We start from the raw sequence: 20,410 nt of genomic DNA, 5'->3' as shown, positions 1-20,410 counted from the left end.
GCCTTTCCATTCACCCTCCTGCTTCAAACCTTTTGGAAACGCGCTTCTTGCTATTTCCTAAAAGTACCTTTCTCATGTACATCTAAAATATTTCGTTTCCTTCCACTCTGCTTTATAATGTTGTTACACATTGCTGCTGAGGAGGAGAAATATTGAGTAACATAGAACGGCTCGTATCTGTCTGTTCTCTTGACTGTCCCGATACGTGCAGTCTTATTGTAGAAAAGATTGATGAAAAAATAGTGAAAGTTACAGGAAATCCTGAGCATCCTGTTACAAAGGGTGTGATTTGCCATAAAGTGCGCCATACACCGGACAAGATTCACCATCCTGACCGCTTGTTATATCCATTAAAACGGGTTGGAGTAAAAGGAGAAGGGACATTCAAACGAATTTCCTGGGAAGAAGCGTACGCAGAAATAAAAGAAAAATTCACTGCCATTATCGATGAATATGGAGCAGAAGCAATATTGCCATACAGCTTCTACGGCAATATGGGAGTCATTAATACAGAAGGAATGGATCGCCGGTTCTTTCACCGTCTTGGTGCGAGTCAGCTAGAACGGAGTATTTGCAATGCCGCCGGGTCTACAGGGTATGTGTATACAATGGGAAAAAGCGCAGGGGTTGACCCAGAAGATACGGTTCACAGCAAGCTTATCATCATTTGGGGCTGCAACTTGCTCAGCACAAATATGCATCAAGCCATGTTCCTAACTGAGGCACGAAAAAACGGCGCAAAAATTGTTGTGATTGATGTGCACGAAAATCGAACTGCTAAATGGGGAGATTGGTTTATTCCAATTCTGCCAGGAACAGATGCAGCACTGGCGCTCGGCATCATGCACATCTTAATAGAAGAAAATCTATTAGACAAGGCCTTCATTGATGCCTACACAGTCGGATTTGAACAGCTCCGTGAACAAGCTCGGGACTATACACCAGAAAAGGTAAGTGCTCTGACTGGCGTTAGCGTAGAGGATATAAAAAAGCTCGCCCGTCTATACGGAACAACGACACCATCTTTCATCCGGATTGGTAATGGATTGCAGCATCACGATAACGGCGGAATGATTGTTCGTGCAATTTCCTGCCTTCCTGCTTTAACAGGACAGTGGGCTCATCTAGGCGGCGGTGCAGTAAAGGGGAATAGTTCATTCAGCTCCTTTAACAGCTTTCTGCTAGAGCGGCCGGATTTAATGCCCCAGCCAGCACCTCGCATAATCAATATGAATCAGCTAGGCCGTGCACTTTTAGAGATAGCCGACCCCCCTGTGAAGGCGCTGTTCATCTATAATTGTAATCCCGCACAGGTTGCGCCCGAGCAAACAAAGGTCCGGAACGGCTTGCTGCGTGATGATTTATTCACCGTTGTACATGAGCTCTTTATGACGGATACAGCCAAATATGCTGATCTTGTATTACCGGCGACGAGCTCGTTTGAAAATCTCGATTTATATTCATCCTACTGGCATTTATACATTATGTTAAATGAACCTGTGTTACAGCCGCAGGGTGAGGCAAAATCAAACTTTACACTATTTAAAGAGTTAGCAGCACTTATGGACTTTGAAGAAGCCTGCTTTCAAGACTCGGAGGAGGATATGATTCGTCAGGCGCTGGACAATCCACGCAACCCGCATTTGCTTGGCATTACGTACGAAGGTTTGCGTCAAAATAAATGGCTGCGTGCCCAAACAAACCAGATCGCGCCAGCTTATCAAAATCCGCCAACCCCATCCGGAAAAATTGAATTATTTTCAGAATCGTTAGAGCAGCAAGGTCTTTCCCCTCTCCCTGCTCACGTTCCATTACAGGATTCCAAATATCCGCTTCGCTTCGTGCCGGGACCAAATCATCAATTTTTAAATACGAGTTTGGCAAACCTGCCGAAGCTGCAAAAGCTGGAAGGACGGCCTGTTGTCTACTTAAATGTAGAAGATGCACAATCACGCGGCATCCAAAACGGAGACATCGTAAAGATATGGAACGACCGCGGCTCCTGCAGGCTCTTTGCAAGTGTTGGCCAAGCAGTTCTGCCAGGAGTAGCTGTCACACAAGGTCTTTGGTGGGAGGATGAAGAGCTCGGCTATATTTCTGTCAACACTCTAACACCTGATGCACTTTCTGATATTGCCAATGGGGCTACGTTCTTCTCTGGGACAGTAGAGGTGGAAAAAGCATAGTTTCAAAACGGGTGATAACTCTATTGGTAGAACTGCTAGATTTCTTTAGCATGTACATGACATTTTAAGCCTGCATTCAAAAGGTACACAGCCCCTTTTGGATGCGGGCTTCTTATTTTTATAAAGCTAGTTCCTCGAATTGCTTCTTAGCTGAAAATACCTTCTTAAAAATTTTAAAAGTAGAGTTAGTATAAACGAACAAGCACTTTCTCTTCTATCGAATATATATATAGAAAATAGGAGGTGAAACAACAATGACACAATCTCAACTTACACTTTCATTGCTTGGAAGCGGCGGCGGGGCTGCAAAAGCAATCCTCTCCCTTTTAAATCAGGCCGCACAAGATGAACAGGATCCAATTCATTCTTATATCAAACATTGCAAGATTCATTTGATTGATATCAAACAAAAACCAAGAGCATATTACGAAGGCTTTTGCAGCACACTCTCGGACAAGCTCATTCTGCACGAGATTGATTTATCTGATTTAGCTGTATTCCGCAAGCATCTGCAAATCACTGGGCCAGCCATTGTAATAGACGCATCCAGAGCCGATACCGTTCAAATGCTATCTTGCTGTGATGAGTTCGGAGCTCACTATATTAGCACTGCTTTAGAATCTGCAGATGAAAATGAGGCAACTGCACGATTTGGACTCCTAGAACGCTACCGTAGTTTTATAGAAAAAAAGGAAGCCTTCCAAAACACAACAAGCATTATTGGCTCTGGCATGAACCCTGGAGTTGTACAATGGATGGCAGTTCATCTCATGGAGCAATCTCCTGAAGAAACTCCCCTCGCCTGCTACATCGTGGAACAAGATACAACCTTTTATAAAGATACAAACCTAGTTCAGGAACATACGATTTACACAACATGGTCTCCTGAAGGATTCCTTGATGAAGCAGTCCTCAATTACCCGCTCTTTATGAAACAGCAGATTCCCGTTATGCTGCATGACGATGTATATGCTCAAGAATTTAAAGTGACGTTAGGAAATATTCAATTTCATGGCTGCCTGATGCCGCATGAAGAGGTGATTAGCTTAGGTCAATGGTTCAATGGAGAGGTTGGCTTTCTTTATAGAATAAATGACCATACAACGAATATTGTTCGGAGCAATCTAAGAAACACTGACGCCCTATGGAGCTACCCGCGTAAAATGCTTCTGCCGGACCAGAACGAATTAGCCGGTGCTGATCTCGTCGGTGTTTTGCTCGTATACAATGATAAAGAACGTTTTATGTACAATATGCTTAACAGCAGTGCGATATATGAGCGCTATCACACAAACGCCACGTACTTTCAAGTTGCATGCGGTGTTTACGGAGCAATCTCCTCATTAATGCTCGATTCATTACCAACCGGCTGTTACGCTGTAGATGAGCTGCTTCGTCACACTTCTTCCCGTTACGGTCAGTACGTCTCCTATTACATGAAGGATTTTGTCCTTGGGGAAAACCCAAGCACGGACGGGCTGTTATTTGATCGTATGAAAAGAATGGAGCCATAAGCTCGCCTTAACAATTTAAATTTTAGTACCTAAAAGAACGTGCGCAAGCTTTAGCCGCGTTTCTTTTATTTCACTGTAAGAAAGATAGTCCATAAAAATCCTAATTTCGGGATTTTTATGGACTACTTCATTTCTCAACAACGTGAGTACTGTGATTACAATCCTGTTTTTTCGCTAATATAGCGGCGAGCCTTTAACGCATATGCAAGAGGATTTGCTAATGCTGGATCCTGTTCAGCCTCAACAACAAACCAGCCTTTATAAGCAGAAGCTGCAAGTGTTGTAAACACTTCCGCAAACTCGATACCACCGTCGCCTGGAACAGTGAAAGCCCCTGCCTTTACTGCCTGCAAAAAGCTTAAATCCTCTTCCTTCACACGAGCCACCACTTCTGGGCGGATGTCTTTTAAATGAACGTGCTTAATGCGAGGAAGGTGTTTTTTCAATACATGAATTGGATTCTCTCCTGAGAATACGAGATGTCCTGTATCAAACAACAAGGAAACAAGCTTTGGATCTGTTAGCTCCATCAGCTTATCAATTTCTTCTGTTGTTTGAATCCCTGTTCCCATATGGTGGTGGAATACAATATCCATATCCTTCTCTGCAGCCAGCTCACCAAGGCGATGCAAGCCATCTACCAACAGCTTCCACTCTTCTTCTGTAAATACAGGCTTTGCTTTGTAAACAGGCACCGCTTGACCTTGCACGCTTTTGCCTTGCTCCGATACAACAATAACCTTCGCACCCATCGCATGTAAGAAATCACGGTGCTCGATGAATGCCTCTACCGTTTCCTCTAGAGGTTTTGTTGTCAAAAATGCACTGAACCAAGCGCTTGCGATTTGCAATCCCCGAAGTGATAACGCCTGTTTCAATATCTCTGTATCACGTGGATACTTATTTCCTACTTCGCTGCCAGTAAATCCTGCTAGCGCCATTTCACTTACGCATTGCTCAAATGTATTCTCGCCGCCAAGCTCTGGAAGATCATCATTTGTCCACGCAATTGGAGCGATTCCTAGTTTGATTGTATTTTCTTTAAACATATCCATTTCCTCTCCCTAGCAGCGTCTCGCTTTTTGTTTGTTGCTTTCTTTATACGCATGAGCAGCTTGGATACTTTCGCTCTTCAGCACTTCCATAATCCCTGCATGCCGCCATGCGTTATTGTTTTGGGCAATTAACTCATTTTCTCAAAAGCGGCACTATCAAATTTGTTTACTGGCTGATTACTATTTCATGCTCAATTTTAACAGGACGTCCCGTTAGGAAAGATTCCCTTGCAGCCTTTGCAATTCGCTCTGCCTGCAAGCCATCATTACCAGTGCAAAGCACCTTTTCACCTGCTAGGATCGTCTTTGCAAATTGTGTAACTTCTGCGATATATGCTTGTGTATAACGCTCAAGGAAGAAGTACAACGGCTTGTCTTTAACAGTGCCATCTACTGTTGATACTTCCACCGTTGTTGGGCGGCAGTTGTCAGCTACTGCTACTCCCTTTTCACCAAACACCTCTACACGCTGATCATAGCCGTAAACAGCTTGGCGGCTATTATCAATCACACCTAGTGAACCGTTTGCAAATTTCAAGGTAACAATGGCAGTATCAATATCTCCAGCTTCACCAATCGCAGGATCAACTAAAACCGTGCCTTGGGCAGATACCTCTACTACTTCACTATTCATTACATAACGTGCCATATCAAAATCATGAATCATCATGTCCATGAACAGGCCGCCTGAAGTCAGAATATAATCAACGCTTGGTGGCTGCGGATCTCTAGATGTGATTTTCAAAATATGAGGCTGCCCCACTTCTCCTTGCTGCACAAGATCACGTACCTTTTTAAAGTTTGGATCAAAGCGGCGGTTAAAGCCAACCTGCAGCTGCACGTCCTCTTCTGCTACTACACGCAGCGCTTCGATTGTTTGCTCTGCAGAGAAGCTAACCGGCTTTTCGCAGAAGATATGCTTCTTCGCACGTGCTGCCTCTTGAATAATTTGTGCATGTGTGCTTGTTGGAGAGCAAATAAATACTGCATCGATTTCAGGATCTGCCAATAAATCCTGGTAATTTGTTGTGAGAACAGAAATTCCTTTGCTAGCAGCCCATGCCTGTAAGTGATCTACCACCACATCTGATACCGCTTTAATTTTCACTTGTGGAATTGTTAAAAGGTTATCTACATGTAATCTTCCAATACGTCCTGCGCCAATAATTCCTAATGTAACTGTGTTCATACTCTTACCCCTTTTCGATTTTTAAATATGTTCTTGAAATCTACTATTCTCCTACAAAAGCTCGTAATCCCTAAGCTATTACTATATTTTGCAATTTTCTTCAACAGGAACTCCTCACTTTACCTCCTCCCCATTCATGATTCGTCATTTCATTACCTCAACTTATATATGAATAAGTTTCTTTATAAACCGTCCAAGTCTTAAAGCGTTTCCAAAATACCTATTGGTAATTTACGTATTTGCTACTTCTACCATAAGTCACCCTTCGCAGTCACAACCGTCCAGTTTATAGAAAAACTTTACTCTCGAAATAGTATTATCATGCAATTGATTTTTTTGCTGTTATCTCTGCCTCAATTTCCTCTAATGACTTCCCTTTTGTTTCCGGGACAAATTTAAGGACAAAGAGAAATGCTGCTATACCAATTACCGCATAAAAGAGGAACAATACACTAGATCCTAAACTCTCCAATAACACTGGGAAGGACAGCGATACAGCAATATTAGCTAACCACAAGCATGTACTTGCAAATCCAATAGCAGTTCCCCTTATTTTTAATGGGAATATTTCAGCAAGGACAACCCATGCAACCATTCCCCAGCTCGCTGAATACGCTACCATAAATAAGCATAAACAACCTAATAGCAACCAACTCGGAGCCTGAAAAAATAATGTACTGACTCCCAATACTCCTAACGCCAAAGACATTCCGATATTTCCAATAAGCATCAACATTTTGCGACCTAATCTATCTATTAATACAGTTCCAATTATGGTGAACAGTACATTAATTATACCTATCCCAATTGTTCCAGCGATTGCACTGGATGCTCCAATACCCGAATCTATCAAAATAGTAGGTGTATAATAAATAATTGTGTTTGTTCCTATCACTTGCTGAAAGATTGCTACACCTACTCCAACCAACAGAATCGGACGCATGAGTGGAGAAAACAGCTCGGATAATGGTGCTTTTTCTTCTGTCTTTAATGCTTTTATACTTTTTATTTCCAAATCTATTTCAGCAGAATCTCTTGTTAAGAGCAGTACTCTGCGTGCTTCTTCTTCTCTTTCGTTTTGTAATAGCCAACGAGGACTTTCTGGCATAAATAACATCCCAATCATTAGAAGAAGAGATGGAACAACAGCTAACAGTAACATCCAATCCCAACGGCCAGATGAAGAGAACACATAATTAATCACATAAGCCATCAGAATTCCTAATGCGTTCATTAATGTATTTAGAGAAGCTACCCTGCCACGAATTGCAGCAGGAGCCATTTCAGATAAATATAATGGAACAATTGCGGATGCTCCACCCACAGCAACACCTAATACGATTCTAAATAGCACCAAGCTCCCTACATTCGGCGAAAGTCCTGTTCCAATTGCGCCAATGGAAAACAGTGCGCCTAACCAAATAATCAATTTCTTTCTGCCAATACGATCTGCCAAGGTCCCGCCAAATGCAGCCCCTGCTAATGCCCCTATCAGCACTCCACTTACTACTAACCCTTCCATGAAAGGAGTTAGCCCCAAATCTTCCTTTATGAAAATTAAAGCACCCGAAATTACCCCTGTATCATAGCCGAAAAGCAATCCACCTAAAGCTCCAAAAAAATAGATTACATTAATATAGACTTTTTTTGATTTCATAATGGAACCCCTTGCCGAATATTTATTTTCCACCCTATCATTGCATTCTTATAAGACCGTGTTTTATAACGCTTTCACTTTTTCCATCACTCACCCCTTCTATCTGCCCACGCTTTAATATAAAAGAAAGAACTTTCCCAAATAAAAGATTAATACTAAACCTATATTTGCTTAAAATCCTTTAACATCAACAAATTAAACAATTAAATCATTGTTAAAGTACGATTAACAATATTCAACTTAAATTGTATCCGTTTTCTAAAGGAAAGAACTTTCCTTAATGTGAGTTTATCTTTAAAAGTACCCATTGTCAATATTTTTTAAAAAATTCCATAAATATAAATAAAAATCTTATAAACCTATGTTTTTTATAGATCTGATCATTCGTAATCCTTTATAATTTCACTGAATTATTTTATTCATCGCTATACTTCAACAGAAATAAAAGAAAGGACTTTCCTTTTTATTCATTTTAGATATTTCATAGTAGTTTCTTAAAGTAAAACTAAAATAAGCTTAGGAAAAACCCAAGCTCTACTTTTATGCTGATTTAACAGCCAATTATTTTTCTACATACAATGCTATTCTTTATGAATATTATCCCTCAAGCCCCCTCTTCATCTTTCCTATCCTTTTTTAGCATATGATAGTATGTAAACAACAGACAAGCTACCGCAAGACCGCTACATATATATTGAAAAATCCTCATTATATCCATAAGAATGCCTCCGTTATTCAGTAATAATATATCCTTATTTTCCTTATTTTTGAAAACATTATACAGACTGCACCGTTCAAATTCTGAATGTTCACAAGTTGTTCATATAAAAGGAATATCCGATTTCACTTTTGCAAAATCAATCTTGTATAATGAAAACGATAGATGCTCGTTTTGCTCCTCTGGCTTGAGGTTCGAATAACTTGTGTGTATTCTAGATAAAGACAAATATAGCGAAGGAGACTATTGCTCATGAACAGCACAAACAATCGCCCGACAACTAGCAAGAATTACACAGCTATTGTTGTTACCCTATCAATTGTCGTAAACGCATTAATTCTATTGCTATTCTTCTCACCCCTTGGATACCAGGGAAAAGTAACCTTTGACATTAAGATTTTCCCGCGCTTAAATGCTATTTTTAACAGCTTTACATTCATTTTTTTACTTGTAGCCTTGTACGCCATTAAAAAACGGAATATAACACTTCATAAACGCTTTGTGTTAGCCGCCTTTACAACAACCATTTTGTTCGCTGTTTCCTATTTGACGTATCATTACTTATCAGTTGAAACAACTCATTACGGCGGAGAGGGATTTATGCGTTACTTCTATTTCTTTATTCTAATTACACATAGCGTTTTGGCAGCTATTATCGTTCCGCTTGCGCTTTTCTCCCTTATTTGGGGCTGGACAAACCAACTTGACAAGCATCGAAAAATCGTACGCTGGAGCATGCCGATTTGGTTGTATGTTAGCTCCACCGGTGTACTTGTATACCTTTTAATTTCTCCCTATTATTAATGTTAAGACAGTGCTTACGTATGGGAATGTTGACAAAAGGGGGAAGTGCTCTGCACTTCCCCCTCTTTTCTATGTCTTTTCTTTTTTCTGCATTCTTGCTCGGTTAGTGCCAACTCAAAGAGCTTGTTAACATCTCCTATAGTTAGCCGTCTTTTTGGATAAGAATGTAATGGTAAAGTTAACCTTACAGCACCCCTTGGGTCATAAGATACAAGGCTTAAAGCTTATTGCGAAAAGCCTTTACTTTATCCATAAATTCTTTCACTCGTCTAACATCCACATGATTCTCAAATTTCCCATCTTGTTTAAAAGTAGTTCCAACGACTGCCCCATCAGCAATGGACAATTGCTCTTCAAGATTACTTAGTCTTACACCTGTGTTTGCTAACACAACCGTTTCGGGCACTACTTCTTTCACACGTCTTAATAGCTGTGCATCGGTTTGAGCTCCTGCTGTCAAGCCTGATACACATAAAGCATCTGGTTTGTTGTTAAAAACTGTTGACTTAGCAATGCTTTCGATATCCCGATCAGCCAAATATTTAGCAGCTTCTGGTACGATGTTAAATAACAGCTTTACATTTTCTGCACCAATGCTGTACTGATGTCTAATGGTTTCACCTACATTTGTATCCCATATTCCAAAGTCACTTGCATATACACCTGTGAAAATTTCCCTCACAAACTTCGCCCCTGTAGCGGCGGCCAAATCCAGTGATTTTTTTGCATCCCATAATACATTCACACCAAATGGTACTTTAATATCCGACATTAACTCCCCAATAATACGAGCCATCGCAGCAACAGTTTCCGTTTTCACATCTGTTAAATATGGCAAACTAAACTCATTTGAAAACATAACTGCATCCACGCCTCCCTCTTGCAGAGCCTGCAGATCTTTTCTTGCCATGTCTACAACATAATCCATACTCTTTTCCTTGTTAAAATAAGGATCTCCCGGCAGCGGCAATAAATGACACATTGCAATAATCGCCTTTTCAGTTCCAATCACATCTTTTAACCAAGTCATATTTATCCCTCCTAATATTATTTTATATATCTATTTAAATAAATTCATTTTGTATCTACGCAGAAGGAGCTTTGTCTTTACACGAACATACTAAACAGCAAAGCAGTTCCAAATGCGATAAATGAAAGCAATGTTTCGAGCACCGTCCATGTTTTAAATGTTTCTTTTACGGTTAATCCCAAGTATTCTTTTACCATCCAAAATCCAGCATCGTTCACGTGTGAAAACATAAGCGACCCTGCACCTGTCGCGATAACGAGCAATTCCAGGTTCACACCTGACATGTGCTGTACAATCGGTGCGACAATACCAGCAGCTGTTGTTAATGCGACCGTCGCTGAGCCCGTCGCGATTCGAATCAATCCGGCTACCATGAACGCTAAAACAAGTGGGGATAAGGATAAATGCTCAGACATTTGCGCAATAGACGTGCCCACACCGCTTTCGATAAGAATCTGTTTGAATCCACCACCGGCGCCAATAATTAAAATAATCGAACTAACCGGCAATAGACATTCTTCCGTTAACTTCTTGATCACATTTTTATCCATGCCTTGACGGATACCAAGGAAATAGAATGCCGCAAAGCAAGCGATAAGAAGCGCAATTACAGGGCTACCAATGAATACAAAAAATTTCGGCAATACACCAGGCAGTGACATATAAGGTGTAAGAACAGATACTATCATTAATAAGACAGGTAATAAGATAATGAAAAATGAAATTCCTGTGCCAGGCAATTTTTGTGATGCCGTGCTCACACGGATCAACTGCGGTTCCCCTTTAGGAATCACGCGTTTATGCACGAACTTCGCAAATAACGGTCCCGCGATGATGGCTGCAGGCAGCGAAATGATGAGAGAGTAAATAAGGACTTTTCCTATATTGGCATTATAAATACCTATCGCGGTCATCGCCCCCGGATGCGGCGGTACAAGACCATGTACAATGGATAATCCGGCAATTACAGGTAATGCGATTAATAAAATGTTTTGTTTCGTTGTTTTATGAATTGAGATTACTAGAGGTAATAAAATTACAATCCCTACGTCGAAAAATACCGGAATTCCAATAATAAACCCTGCGATCAGCATTGCCCAAGGCAATTTCTTTATCCCAAAGACGCGAATAAAAAATTCTGCCACTTGCATGCCGGCACCTGAATCTGACATCAGCTTTCCTAAAATTGTACCTAGCGCCAAGATTCCAACTAAATGTCCTAAAACATTTCCAACCCCTGTTTCATAGGCAACAGCGATTTTATCCATTGATAACCCAGACATAATCGCTAAGAACAAACTCGCAACGGTTAAACTAATAAACGCATGCCATTTCCACCAAGCTACTCCTAAGATAACAATCACAATTGCTAACAAAGTAATCATTAATAGGTATATATCCATACTCCATTCCCCTTCCCTTTGGATAGTAAGCGTTTTCAAACACTTGGCGAGAAAAGAGACTGCATCGCTTTCTCGCTATTTTTTATATATCGTAATTTACAACATAATGTTGCATTTCCGTGTTGTAATATCCTTCACTGTATTCAATCACATCCCCCGCTTCATCATAGGAATAACGTGATCGTTTTAATAAAGGTGTTCCTTTTTTTACATGTAGTCTGTCCTCTACATGGAAAGGGGCAACAGAAACAGCAAACCCATCTCGAAACCTTTCTAAAGAAATATCTTGTCCCTCAATCAAACCGTACAAGGATTGCACATGTAAATCCGATGGTTCAATCCCTTCCATTCGCCGCGCATCTAAATAATGCGTGTAATGAATATAGGGTACGCCGTCAAGGTGATAAAGACGTTCTATTCGGAGACAATGCTCTCCGAATAATTGATAAGGCTCTGTATCTTCTTGATTGCATATAACTTCTGCTTGCAACAACTGTTTTTGAATTTTATGCCCCTCTTCGACCAATACTTCTGTAAAACGTTTTCCTTTGGAAAGTTTTGAAGCAGACGTATTTCGAATGACTTTCGTCCCTTTGCCGCTCTTCGTTTCAAGAAACCCCTCTTGAACAAGCTCTTTGATCGCATTTCGGACAGTAATTTTGCTGACATTGAATTCGCTTTCTAATTGCGGCTCCGAAGGTATATTCGTATCAATAGGATAGATACCGTGTAAAATCCGATCTTTCAAGATATTCTTCACTTGCAAATATAAAGGTCCTTTTTTTCGAGTTACGTTCACTGTTACATTCACTACCTTTCTACATCGCCCACTGTTTCTGCCATCGCTCTGAATATTTCGTTTTCCGACGACATTGGGGTATCGCCTACAATCGTATGCGCAAGCATCCCTGACGCTGCAGCAAACGCGACTGTTTTCTCTGGTGAAAACCCTTCCATCTCACCATGTACGATCCCACTCGTATAGGCATCTCCTGCACCTATTCTATCATAGACAGAAAAGGTAATGGTATTTGAGAACGTGAATGTTTGATTCTTAAATATAAAGCCGTGCAAAGAATGGGTATTGTCGCCATTGATTGTTCGATGCGTGCCTGCTATAACAGATATCTCGTATTTTTGTGCAACTTTTGGAATAAGCTCCATAAGTTGCTCTATACGTGTTTCTCTCTCTGTTTGCATACCGAGGACAAACATCGCATCTTTTTCGTTCATCATAACGATATCGGCAAAATACAGCATTTCTTCATAATGCGGTTTTGCCTTTTCATATCCGTCTGCCCCCCAGAGTGACGGGCGGTAGTTACAGTCGAAGACAACCGTGCCGCCATTTTCTTTAACAGCCTTCGCAAAGGATTTCATGTGATGACGGACGGAGTCGTTCATCGCAAGTGTGATTCCGCAAAAATGAACAACATCGATATTCTTGGCAATTCCCTCAAAATCATATGATCCTTCACGGGCCGTATTGAAGCTGCTTTCCAGACGATTAGAATAGGTAACGCGGCTGGACCGCGCACCGAATCCATTTTCTAAGAAATACATACCAACATAATTCCCGCCGCGAGTAATAAACGATCGATCAATACCTAATTTTTGAAGATACGATACTGCCGCATCACCTACTGCATTGGCTGGTAATGTGGATACGAGGTATCCTATATGCCCAAAGCGCGCCAGAGCCGACGCTACATTCACTCCCGTGCCAGAGAAAGAATAGTTTAATGTACTAGCCTGTGACAAAAGTTCGTATCCAGGCACTTGCAAGCGCATCATAACCTCGCCAAAAGCCGCAAACCTTTTAACCATGGTGATCAACTAATTTCTTCATTATTTCAAGTAATTCACGTACATCATCTACATTTGTTTTTCCTGTTTCCTTGTCAATGATTGATGAATAGACATGAGGGATTACTTGCGGAACATTTGCTTCTAAAGCAATACGTAAGATTGCTGCGAAATTCTCTTTATCAATTCCGCCAGTCGGCTCTAACGCAAATCCTTCTTCGCCACATGCTTGTGCAACAGCACGGAACTCGTCTTCACGGCTTAATCCTTGCATCGGGAAGTATTTCAATGCATTCCCGCCCATATCGCGCACAAGTGCAATCGCAGTTTTAATTGGTACAATTGCATGTTCATCCTGCGCAGCGCTTACTGGGCCTGTTGAGATATTCACATAGCCTACGCGCCCTGTCGGCGACACTAAACTGTTAATCCAGCTATCTTTTTCACCAAGGTTAGCACGTGTTGCTCCAACAGCAGGAAATACTTGGTTAATATGGCTGCCTGGGTAGTGTTTCGCGATTTCTGCTACTACAGCGGCCTGGCGATTGTCACCAGCACCTAATCCAATCGATACTGCTTCATCAATTTCTTTTCCGTATTCTTTCATTGCTGCTACTGCTTCTTCTACCGTTGGATAATCTTTGGAGAGGACACCTACTAAAACATATCCTTCTGCCGCTTCAAATACCTCTTTCGCATTCTCTACGCTGCTTGCTAATACATTTAACGAGACACGATCTTTGTAAAAACGTTTTGTAATGTTTGACATCTTATTTTCCCCTCACTAATTCGCGTATTTTAGATTCAATGACATGGATATCATCACCTTGGAGCGGACGTGGATCAATATCGAAATAGCCTTGTCTCACACCGTAATCACGTGTGTAGATGGCAATTTCACCTTCGCGCAGTCCCTTCACGACATCTTTTGCCGTCGTATTTGTCCGCTCTGGATCAATTTGAATACGTGCGCGGAATATTGCCCGCCCTGCTTCATCCTGTACAACCGTCACATTGACACCTTCAATGTCCTTCAGCGGCATTAATACTTGCAATGTTTCTTTTTCTTGTTTGCTTTTGTCCTCTTTTACGCCATACTCATCAAGTGCTTGAAGCAGCCCGAACGTCGTTTCTTTGCCGACTTTCATACTTCTTCCGATACAATGCAGTTGCACTTTTAACCATTCAATATAGTTTCGCTTACCGCCGACGATCCCTGAAGTCGGGCCTTCAATAGCCTTTGAACCGCTGTAAATCGCAAGGTCCGAGTATTTCACATACTTTTGAATATCTTCTTCTGCCGCAGCATCGACGATGAGCGGAACGCCATTCCTCCTTGCGACTTCCCATGCTTCCTCAATAGAGATCATATTTTTTTGAACCGTATGGTGCGATTTCACATAAAGAATAGCTGCCGTATTTTCACAAATGGCCTCTTCGATATGCTCCGCTCTGCCTTCATTCGCATAGCCGACTTCAACAAGCTTACCGCCGCCCAAGTAGATCATCGTTTCAACCGGCGCCCCGTATTGTACGTTGTGACCTTTCAGCATAATTACTTGATTTTTCGCAATGACTTCTTGATGCAGGCGTTCACTCTTGCGGCGATTCCCTTGCGTCACAAGTGCCGCGACAGAAAGGGCGATACCGCTGGATGCCGAGTTTACGACAACTGCCGCCTCTGAACCTAGGATGCGTGCGATATGGTCACCTGCTTTATCGACCAAATCCGCAATCTCCACATAACTTTGTCCGCCCTGCTTCATCGCATCCATCACTGTATCCGTCGGGGCTGACACACCTAGAATACTCATTCGTCCGCTCGCGTTAATGACACGTTTAAGCCCATATTTAGCATTCAATGAACGTTCCATTTACAACCACTCCTTTTGCTTCTATCCTTCTCTCTGCTACACGCTTGTCCCCCTCAGAATCAATGAGTGTAATCGGATCATTTTGAACTGTAAATAGTGTTAAATTCGCAGTGTCCCCGATCTGTATCCGGCCAAGCTCCGGTTTTTCCAGCCAGCTTGCCGCATTCGTTGTGACCGCCGCAATAACATCCTCAAGTGAATATCCTAAGTAAAGGAATTTTGAGAGAACATTGGACATGCTGTATACCGGACCGTTCAATCTATTCTTACGGTAGATATCTGTGCTGATTGTATTTAAATCGATGTGATGCCGTTTCGCTGCTTCAGCAACCTTGAATGAAAAGCTTGCATTGCCGTGACCGACATCCAAATGCACACCGCGTTCAATTGCATCAATCAACACTTGAAGCGGCTTGCCTTCATCATCGAAAAGATTATTTTCTTTCCCGTTGAGGTAATGAGTAATGACATCCCTTTTTTCCAAGAGAGGTATTACTTCCTCAATATTTGGCGGTCCGGAACCGATGTGCACCATTAATGGCAACGATGTTTCATGAGAAAGCTCCCGTGCCACCCGCAAAGGTTCAACCCCGCTGTCACGAACGACACTCTTACTAATACGCGCCTTCAATCCGACAATGAGATCCCGATGTTTATTAACGGCCTGCAATACCTTGTCTTTATCTATCCAGTCCATATTGGATAATTCATCGATTCGTTTTAATCCAATTCGTGAAATGTTCAAAAATGCAAACAAGTTCGTTTTTGCCTGTTCCCTGCTCGCAGCCAAATCTGCAATCCGGTCCGCTCCGCAGCTTCCAGCATCAACAATCGTCGTTACGCCTTGTTTGACGCCAATTTCATCAATTTCATCGCCATATGGATCAAACTCAGGAAATGCATGGACATGTAAATCAATCCAGCCGCTCGATACGTATACATCTGAGTAGTCAAATATCTGCTGCCCACGTCCACTCCCAGCCTTTGTCACCTCGGCAATTTTTCCGTCTTCAACCACGATATCGATTTCTTCTTTATTTATGCGCTTTACATTGCGCAATACGAACCGCCCTTTCATTCATTTCACCTCTTCCGTAACTCCATTTAAATGCGCTTACATAACTAATTGCATCTGTATTTCTTTCTTACACATGTAGAATAACATAGAAAATCGATAAAGTAAACATAACGTTATAATGTTATGTTGTTAATATGTCCTAAGAAATCAAAAAAGTATAACTATCGTTGTTTTGTAATATTTCTGAAGCTTATTGTTCCTCAGGTCAGGGATTTTTCGCCCGCCTCCTTTAGATTCCCTATCACCAGAGACATCCTTTGTATATCTCGACACCCATAACGGACTTTCACCGTCTAATTGATGAATATGCCTGGCACATCAAAAAGCCAAGCGAGACTGAAGCTCACTTGGCAAATATGCTGCCTCCATAATATTGTCGGACAGAATCAGTGTTTTATAAAGAAAACTCGCCGATTGGCAAGCCCTGCCCTTGGGCGAAGACAGAGGCGTAGTTGCACTTATACTTTGTTCCTAAAATTTCTAACTACGTCGAATTGTCTTCCAGTTAGAAATTTATACTTTCTTAAAGTGTAAAGAAATGAACTCGTTCTATGTTTAAAACCTCTTTCACGCTGTCCCCACTCCAGTATTATTCTTGATCCTTTAAAACAAATGCTCCCCAGGGCTGAATATAATCAATGAGGAAATGCTCCTCCTCCACAACATCCCCAATATAGTTTTTCCGCTCATCTAATGGCATGTCTCGCAAAACAACCTGGAGCTCCCCTTTGTACTTACCAAAACTATTGTTTCCAATGAATAATCTCCCTTTTTGTTGCCTTATACTATTGTGGAAAGAGAAATCTTCGGCAGCATATTTTTTTCTTACCTCTACAGAACGAATCATATATTCGCTTATATCACCGCGTCGTACATGGATTTCTCGTAGTGCTATTTGTTTCTCTATATTAGATGCTTCCGGTTGAAGCTTTACTTTTAATTCCACCATTTCACGATTGAGGGAACCTAGTAATTTCAACTCTGCTTCACTTGCATATGCATTTCCAATAATTACATCATCAATTAGCTTTGTCGCCCATAGATGCTTCGCTTGTACATCAATTGGCAAGGAACGATGTTGTTCTAATGTACATAAACCATCATTAATATCCCAAGGGCCAAGATTTCCTTGACGAGAAGTGACAAACGCTGCCGTGCGGATTCCATGCTTTTTAAATCGTTTACTGCAGTCTATAAAAAAATTATATGGTAAGCCCGTATACCTTTGCGGATAAAAATTATGACATCCGAGCAGTTGTGTTTTATTCGCTTGATGAGTTAATATGTTCTCCAGATAGTCCACATCATTGCTCATATTTAATTCAATCTTGAGTCCATATGGATTATATGTCATTTTTGCCTCTTTTAAACCATCGAATCCAAGATCTAGCCGAATGCCGTCAGCATCCAAATAAGCAAAGAAGCTTAAGTCGTCATAGCTAATACCCAACTTTCCGAAGACATCTGGTGCGACATCCAAAATGACTTCCATCCTCAGTGATTTTGCATGGGCGATAATGTCCGTAAACTCTTCGATAATGATTTCTTTCGGTTTATTCACAGAGAGAAGACAGGTAAACACTCTTTCAAATCCGTATTGAGAAGCCAGCGTTAAATATTTCTTGTCTTTTTCGGGTGTTGAATGTTCTGGGTATATAGAAACACCTAATTTTCTTGACATTACCTCTTCTTCCTCTCATTCTGTTATAACTTTTTGCTGCGAGCCAAGCTCATTAAATAGTCTCGATATCTTGTTGAAACAAATACACCGCAAAATACAGTTGTTACAATAACTATAAAAACAAACTTGCTGCCGCTTAATACAAATATAACTAAGGACAAACTGATAACTAGAATAGAGATGCCGATAGATTTCCAGGGAGTTAACTTCTTCCCTAGGCCTGAACGTTCAAAAAGAATATGAGCTGCTATTAGAGCTAGCCCAGCACTTATCATTTCAATCATCTTAGGCTGCTTGTCCCCCTTCTTCTTCAGCTTTCATTTGTCGTCTTTCAAACATCTTAAAGAATGGATAGTAAATTACTAATGCAATAAGGAAATTTATAATTGAAAGTGCGCCAGCCGCAAAGGTCCAATTTGTGCTTATAATAGCTCCAATTGGCGCTAGCATGGTAAAAGGTAATTTTGCCATCATCATTGGAATAAACCCCGAAACTACTGCAAAATAAGAGATTGTTGTTGTGACTAATGGCGTAATAATAAATGGAATGGCAAGTATTGGATTCATAACGATAGGAGCACCAAAGATAATAGGCTCATTGATATTAAATAATCCTGGAACAAGGGATAATTTACCCAGTTCTTTTAAATATTTTACTTTTGAGAACATGAATAGAACGACAAGAGCTAAGGTTGATCCTGCTCCCCCAATCCATACAAACCATTGGAGAAATTGTTCTGTAAATAAATATGGCAAGTGATGGGCATCCCCAGTTCGTGCGAAAGTGTCCGCATTTTCTAAGATTGCCGTATCCCACATCGGACGTATAAGCGGATCTAAAATTGCCGGTCCATGAATACCAAGTGACCAGAAAAATACAATTAAGAAAACTGTTAATAATCCTCCCAACAGACTGTTGCCTACTAATACATTTTTAAGCGGGGAAATCAAGGTTGTAATAAAAGAGTTAATATTGAAGTTTAGCCCGTAACGAATCCCCCAAAAGACTAACACAACCGCAAAAGTAGGAATTAGGGCAGAAAACGATTTTGCAACTGCTGGCGGAACACTATCTGGCAGCCTAACAGTAATGTTGCGTTTGATTAAAAACCTATAAATTTCAACAGTGATTAAAGATGTAACAATAGCTCCGAATAAAGATCCGGCACTTAAGCTACTGATAGGCAGCCAACGTCCGGCTCCGATTACTCCTTCAACTGGCTGTGTAATCTGTACAGGTACTACACAGGAAATTAGGAATGCAAGAATGGATAAAAAACCAGCGTTTAATTGATCTAGTTTATACGATTCTGCTAATGCTGACCCTACCCCAAAGGCTGCATATAGCGACATGGCACCAACCGTAAAACGAAATGGAACATCAAGAGCAGCTTTATGCGGCGCTATCCATTCACTAAACGCTTCAACTGGGAAGTTTAGCAAGAGAACAAAAAACGATCCGACAATTGTTAAGGGCAGCGTTGACATAACACCATTTCGTACTGCTAATAAATGCCTTTGCGATCCAATCTTGTAAGTGATTGGAGCGACCTTATTCTCCAAAAAGCCAAATAACTTATTCATCTCCTCATCCTCCCCTCTTGTTCTCGTTATGCTTTGGAAACTAATGACTCTGCATGCTGCAGAATTGCTTCTCCGTTGCACATTCCATAGTGCATTTGATTGATGACTTCAACCGGCACATTGTGATACTTTCCTAACTCTTGAAATCTTGGCAGTGAAAAGCGGATTTGAGGACCAAGAAGCACTACATCACAATCTTTTATTTCTTCTTCCGCTCTGCCTTGGTCAACTGCTTTAATCATATATTCTTTCCCTTGGCTCTCAGCCGACGCTTGCATTTTTCTCACGATGATACTAGTAGACATTCCTGCTGCACAACATAATAAAATTTTCATGTCTTATCTCCCCCTATAGAAATAAAATTATAATTTAAACGTGACTGCTATGCTTCTTGATTTATCGATCTCTTGCTGTAACGTAATAGATTTTGTTAAACATGCATTATGACTGAATAAGCAGTTTATCTATTTTTTGATATAACGAAACAAATTCTTCTGCTAACTCTCTCATTGTAATCGCATTCATCAGATGATCTTGAGCATGAATTAGGATTAAACTAATCTCCGTTTTATTCTCGCCTGCTTCATCTTGAATAAGCTTAGTTTGTATTTGATGTGCAAGCCCTAATTCCTCTTTAGCCCTTTTAAGATTTGCTAGTGCTTCCTCCATGTTTGCATTCTTGGCAAGCCTTATAGCTTCTAATGATAAACTGCGTGCATTTCCACTATGCAAAATAATTTGAAAACTGATTGGCAAGTTTGTTTCCATATTAACCTCCTTATTTGTAAAAGCGCTTTCTTTTGATGGTTTTATTTTAGTTCAAAATTACCT

General features: G+C 40.9%; 18 protein-coding genes. 3 read left to right on the top strand and 15 right to left on the bottom strand.

Annotated elements, in window-relative coordinates:
- Nucleotides 1-149: 149 nt before the first annotated feature.
- Nucleotides 150-2,186 (top strand): molybdopterin-containing oxidoreductase family protein, encoded by a 2,037-nt coding sequence (locus tag AAHB12_RS02325; protein WP_446715503.1) that lies wholly within the window; start codon nucleotides 150-152, stop codon nucleotides 2,184-2,186.
- 254 nt (nucleotides 2,187-2,440) lie between these two features.
- Complete coding sequence (locus AAHB12_RS02320; protein WP_129728420.1) at nucleotides 2,441-3,700, top strand: S-adenosylmethionine decarboxylase related protein; 1,260 nt, start codon at nucleotides 2,441-2,443, stop codon at nucleotides 3,698-3,700.
- 155 nt (nucleotides 3,701-3,855) lie between these two features.
- On the opposite strand, the gene iolE is transcribed toward AAHB12_RS02320, so the two are convergent.
- The 3 genes from iolE to AAHB12_RS02305 form a co-directional block, all read right to left on the bottom strand.
- Nucleotides 3,856-4,749: a myo-inosose-2 dehydratase gene (iolE, locus tag AAHB12_RS02315; RefSeq protein ID WP_342044178.1), complete on the bottom strand. Its 894-nt coding sequence runs from the start codon at nucleotides 4,747-4,749 to the stop codon at nucleotides 3,856-3,858.
- Between the two features lie 172 nt (nucleotides 4,750-4,921).
- On the bottom strand, nucleotides 4,922-5,944 hold the full coding sequence (gene iolG / locus AAHB12_RS02310) for an inositol 2-dehydrogenase (protein WP_129728422.1): 1,023 nt from the start codon (nucleotides 5,942-5,944) through the stop codon (nucleotides 4,922-4,924).
- 319 nt (nucleotides 5,945-6,263) lie between these two features.
- On the bottom strand, nucleotides 6,264-7,601 hold the full coding sequence (locus AAHB12_RS02305) for a sugar porter family MFS transporter (protein ID WP_342044177.1): 1,338 nt from the start codon (nucleotides 7,599-7,601) through the stop codon (nucleotides 6,264-6,266).
- Nucleotides 7,602-8,571: 970 nt separating this feature from the next.
- Here AAHB12_RS02305 and AAHB12_RS02300 point away from each other — a divergent pair.
- Nucleotides 8,572-9,123: a DUF420 domain-containing protein gene (locus AAHB12_RS02300; protein ID WP_129728424.1), complete on the top strand. Its 552-nt coding sequence runs from the start codon at nucleotides 8,572-8,574 to the stop codon at nucleotides 9,121-9,123.
- Between the two features lie 217 nt (nucleotides 9,124-9,340).
- Here the strand turns inward: AAHB12_RS02300 and AAHB12_RS02295 are convergent, their stop codons facing one another.
- The 12 genes from AAHB12_RS02295 to AAHB12_RS02240 form a co-directional block, all read right to left on the bottom strand.
- The gene (locus AAHB12_RS02295; protein WP_342044176.1) at nucleotides 9,341-10,153 is read right to left on the bottom strand and encodes a BtpA/SgcQ family protein; all 813 of its coding nucleotides are present in this window, start codon (nucleotides 10,151-10,153) and stop codon (nucleotides 9,341-9,343) included.
- A gap of 77 nt (nucleotides 10,154-10,230) precedes the next feature.
- Entirely contained in the window at nucleotides 10,231-11,556 is a 1,326-nt protein-coding gene (locus AAHB12_RS02290; RefSeq protein WP_129728426.1) for a GntP family permease, read from the bottom strand.
- A gap of 82 nt (nucleotides 11,557-11,638) precedes the next feature.
- Nucleotides 11,639-12,367: a GntR family transcriptional regulator gene (locus tag AAHB12_RS02285; protein WP_342044175.1), complete on the bottom strand. Its 729-nt coding sequence runs from the start codon at nucleotides 12,365-12,367 to the stop codon at nucleotides 11,639-11,641.
- Nucleotides 12,367-13,383, bottom strand: coding sequence for a sugar kinase (locus AAHB12_RS02280; RefSeq protein ID WP_342044209.1), 1,017 nt, complete (start codon nucleotides 13,381-13,383; stop codon nucleotides 12,367-12,369). The genes AAHB12_RS02285 and AAHB12_RS02280 overlap by 1 nt, the downstream gene beginning before the upstream one ends.
- Nucleotides 13,376-14,131, bottom strand: coding sequence for a 2-dehydro-3-deoxy-phosphogluconate aldolase (gene dagF, locus AAHB12_RS02275; RefSeq protein ID WP_129728428.1), 756 nt, complete (start codon nucleotides 14,129-14,131; stop codon nucleotides 13,376-13,378). The genes AAHB12_RS02280 and dagF overlap by 8 nt, the downstream gene beginning before the upstream one ends.
- 1 nt (nucleotide 14,132) lies before the next feature.
- Nucleotides 14,133-15,236, bottom strand: a complete 1,104-nt coding sequence (locus tag AAHB12_RS02270) for a DgaE family pyridoxal phosphate-dependent ammonia lyase (protein ID WP_342044174.1) — start codon at nucleotides 15,234-15,236, stop codon at nucleotides 14,133-14,135.
- Nucleotides 15,214-16,314 (bottom strand): amidohydrolase/deacetylase family metallohydrolase, encoded by a 1,101-nt coding sequence (locus tag AAHB12_RS02265; RefSeq protein ID WP_342044173.1) that lies wholly within the window; start codon nucleotides 16,312-16,314, stop codon nucleotides 15,214-15,216. The genes AAHB12_RS02270 and AAHB12_RS02265 overlap by 23 nt, the downstream gene beginning before the upstream one ends.
- A gap of 589 nt (nucleotides 16,315-16,903) precedes the next feature.
- Nucleotides 16,904-17,995, bottom strand: coding sequence for a DUF871 domain-containing protein (locus AAHB12_RS02260; protein ID WP_342044172.1), 1,092 nt, complete (start codon nucleotides 17,993-17,995; stop codon nucleotides 16,904-16,906).
- Nucleotides 17,996-18,018: 23 nt separating this feature from the next.
- Nucleotides 18,019-18,279 carry a hypothetical protein gene (locus AAHB12_RS02255; protein ID WP_129728432.1) on the bottom strand — a complete coding sequence of 87 codons (261 nt, stop codon included), beginning with the start codon at nucleotides 18,277-18,279 and terminating at the stop codon, nucleotides 18,019-18,021.
- A 1-nt stretch (nucleotide 18,280) separates the two neighbouring features.
- Nucleotides 18,281-19,579 carry a PTS sugar transporter subunit IIC gene (locus tag AAHB12_RS02250; RefSeq protein WP_129728433.1) on the bottom strand — a complete coding sequence of 433 codons (1,299 nt, stop codon included), beginning with the start codon at nucleotides 19,577-19,579 and terminating at the stop codon, nucleotides 18,281-18,283.
- A 26-nt stretch (nucleotides 19,580-19,605) separates the two neighbouring features.
- The gene (locus AAHB12_RS02245; RefSeq protein WP_129728434.1) at nucleotides 19,606-19,914 is read right to left on the bottom strand and encodes a PTS sugar transporter subunit IIB; all 309 of its coding nucleotides are present in this window, start codon (nucleotides 19,912-19,914) and stop codon (nucleotides 19,606-19,608) included.
- Between the two features lie 106 nt (nucleotides 19,915-20,020).
- Complete coding sequence (locus AAHB12_RS02240; protein ID WP_342044171.1) at nucleotides 20,021-20,347, bottom strand: PTS lactose/cellobiose transporter subunit IIA; 327 nt, start codon at nucleotides 20,345-20,347, stop codon at nucleotides 20,021-20,023.
- Between the last annotated feature and the right edge of the window lie 63 nt (nucleotides 20,348-20,410).

This window comes from Bacillus sp. OTU530, from assembly GCF_038440375.1.
Note: the sequence above shows the minus strand (reverse complement) of the source record. Positions and strands in the feature narration are given on the sequence as shown.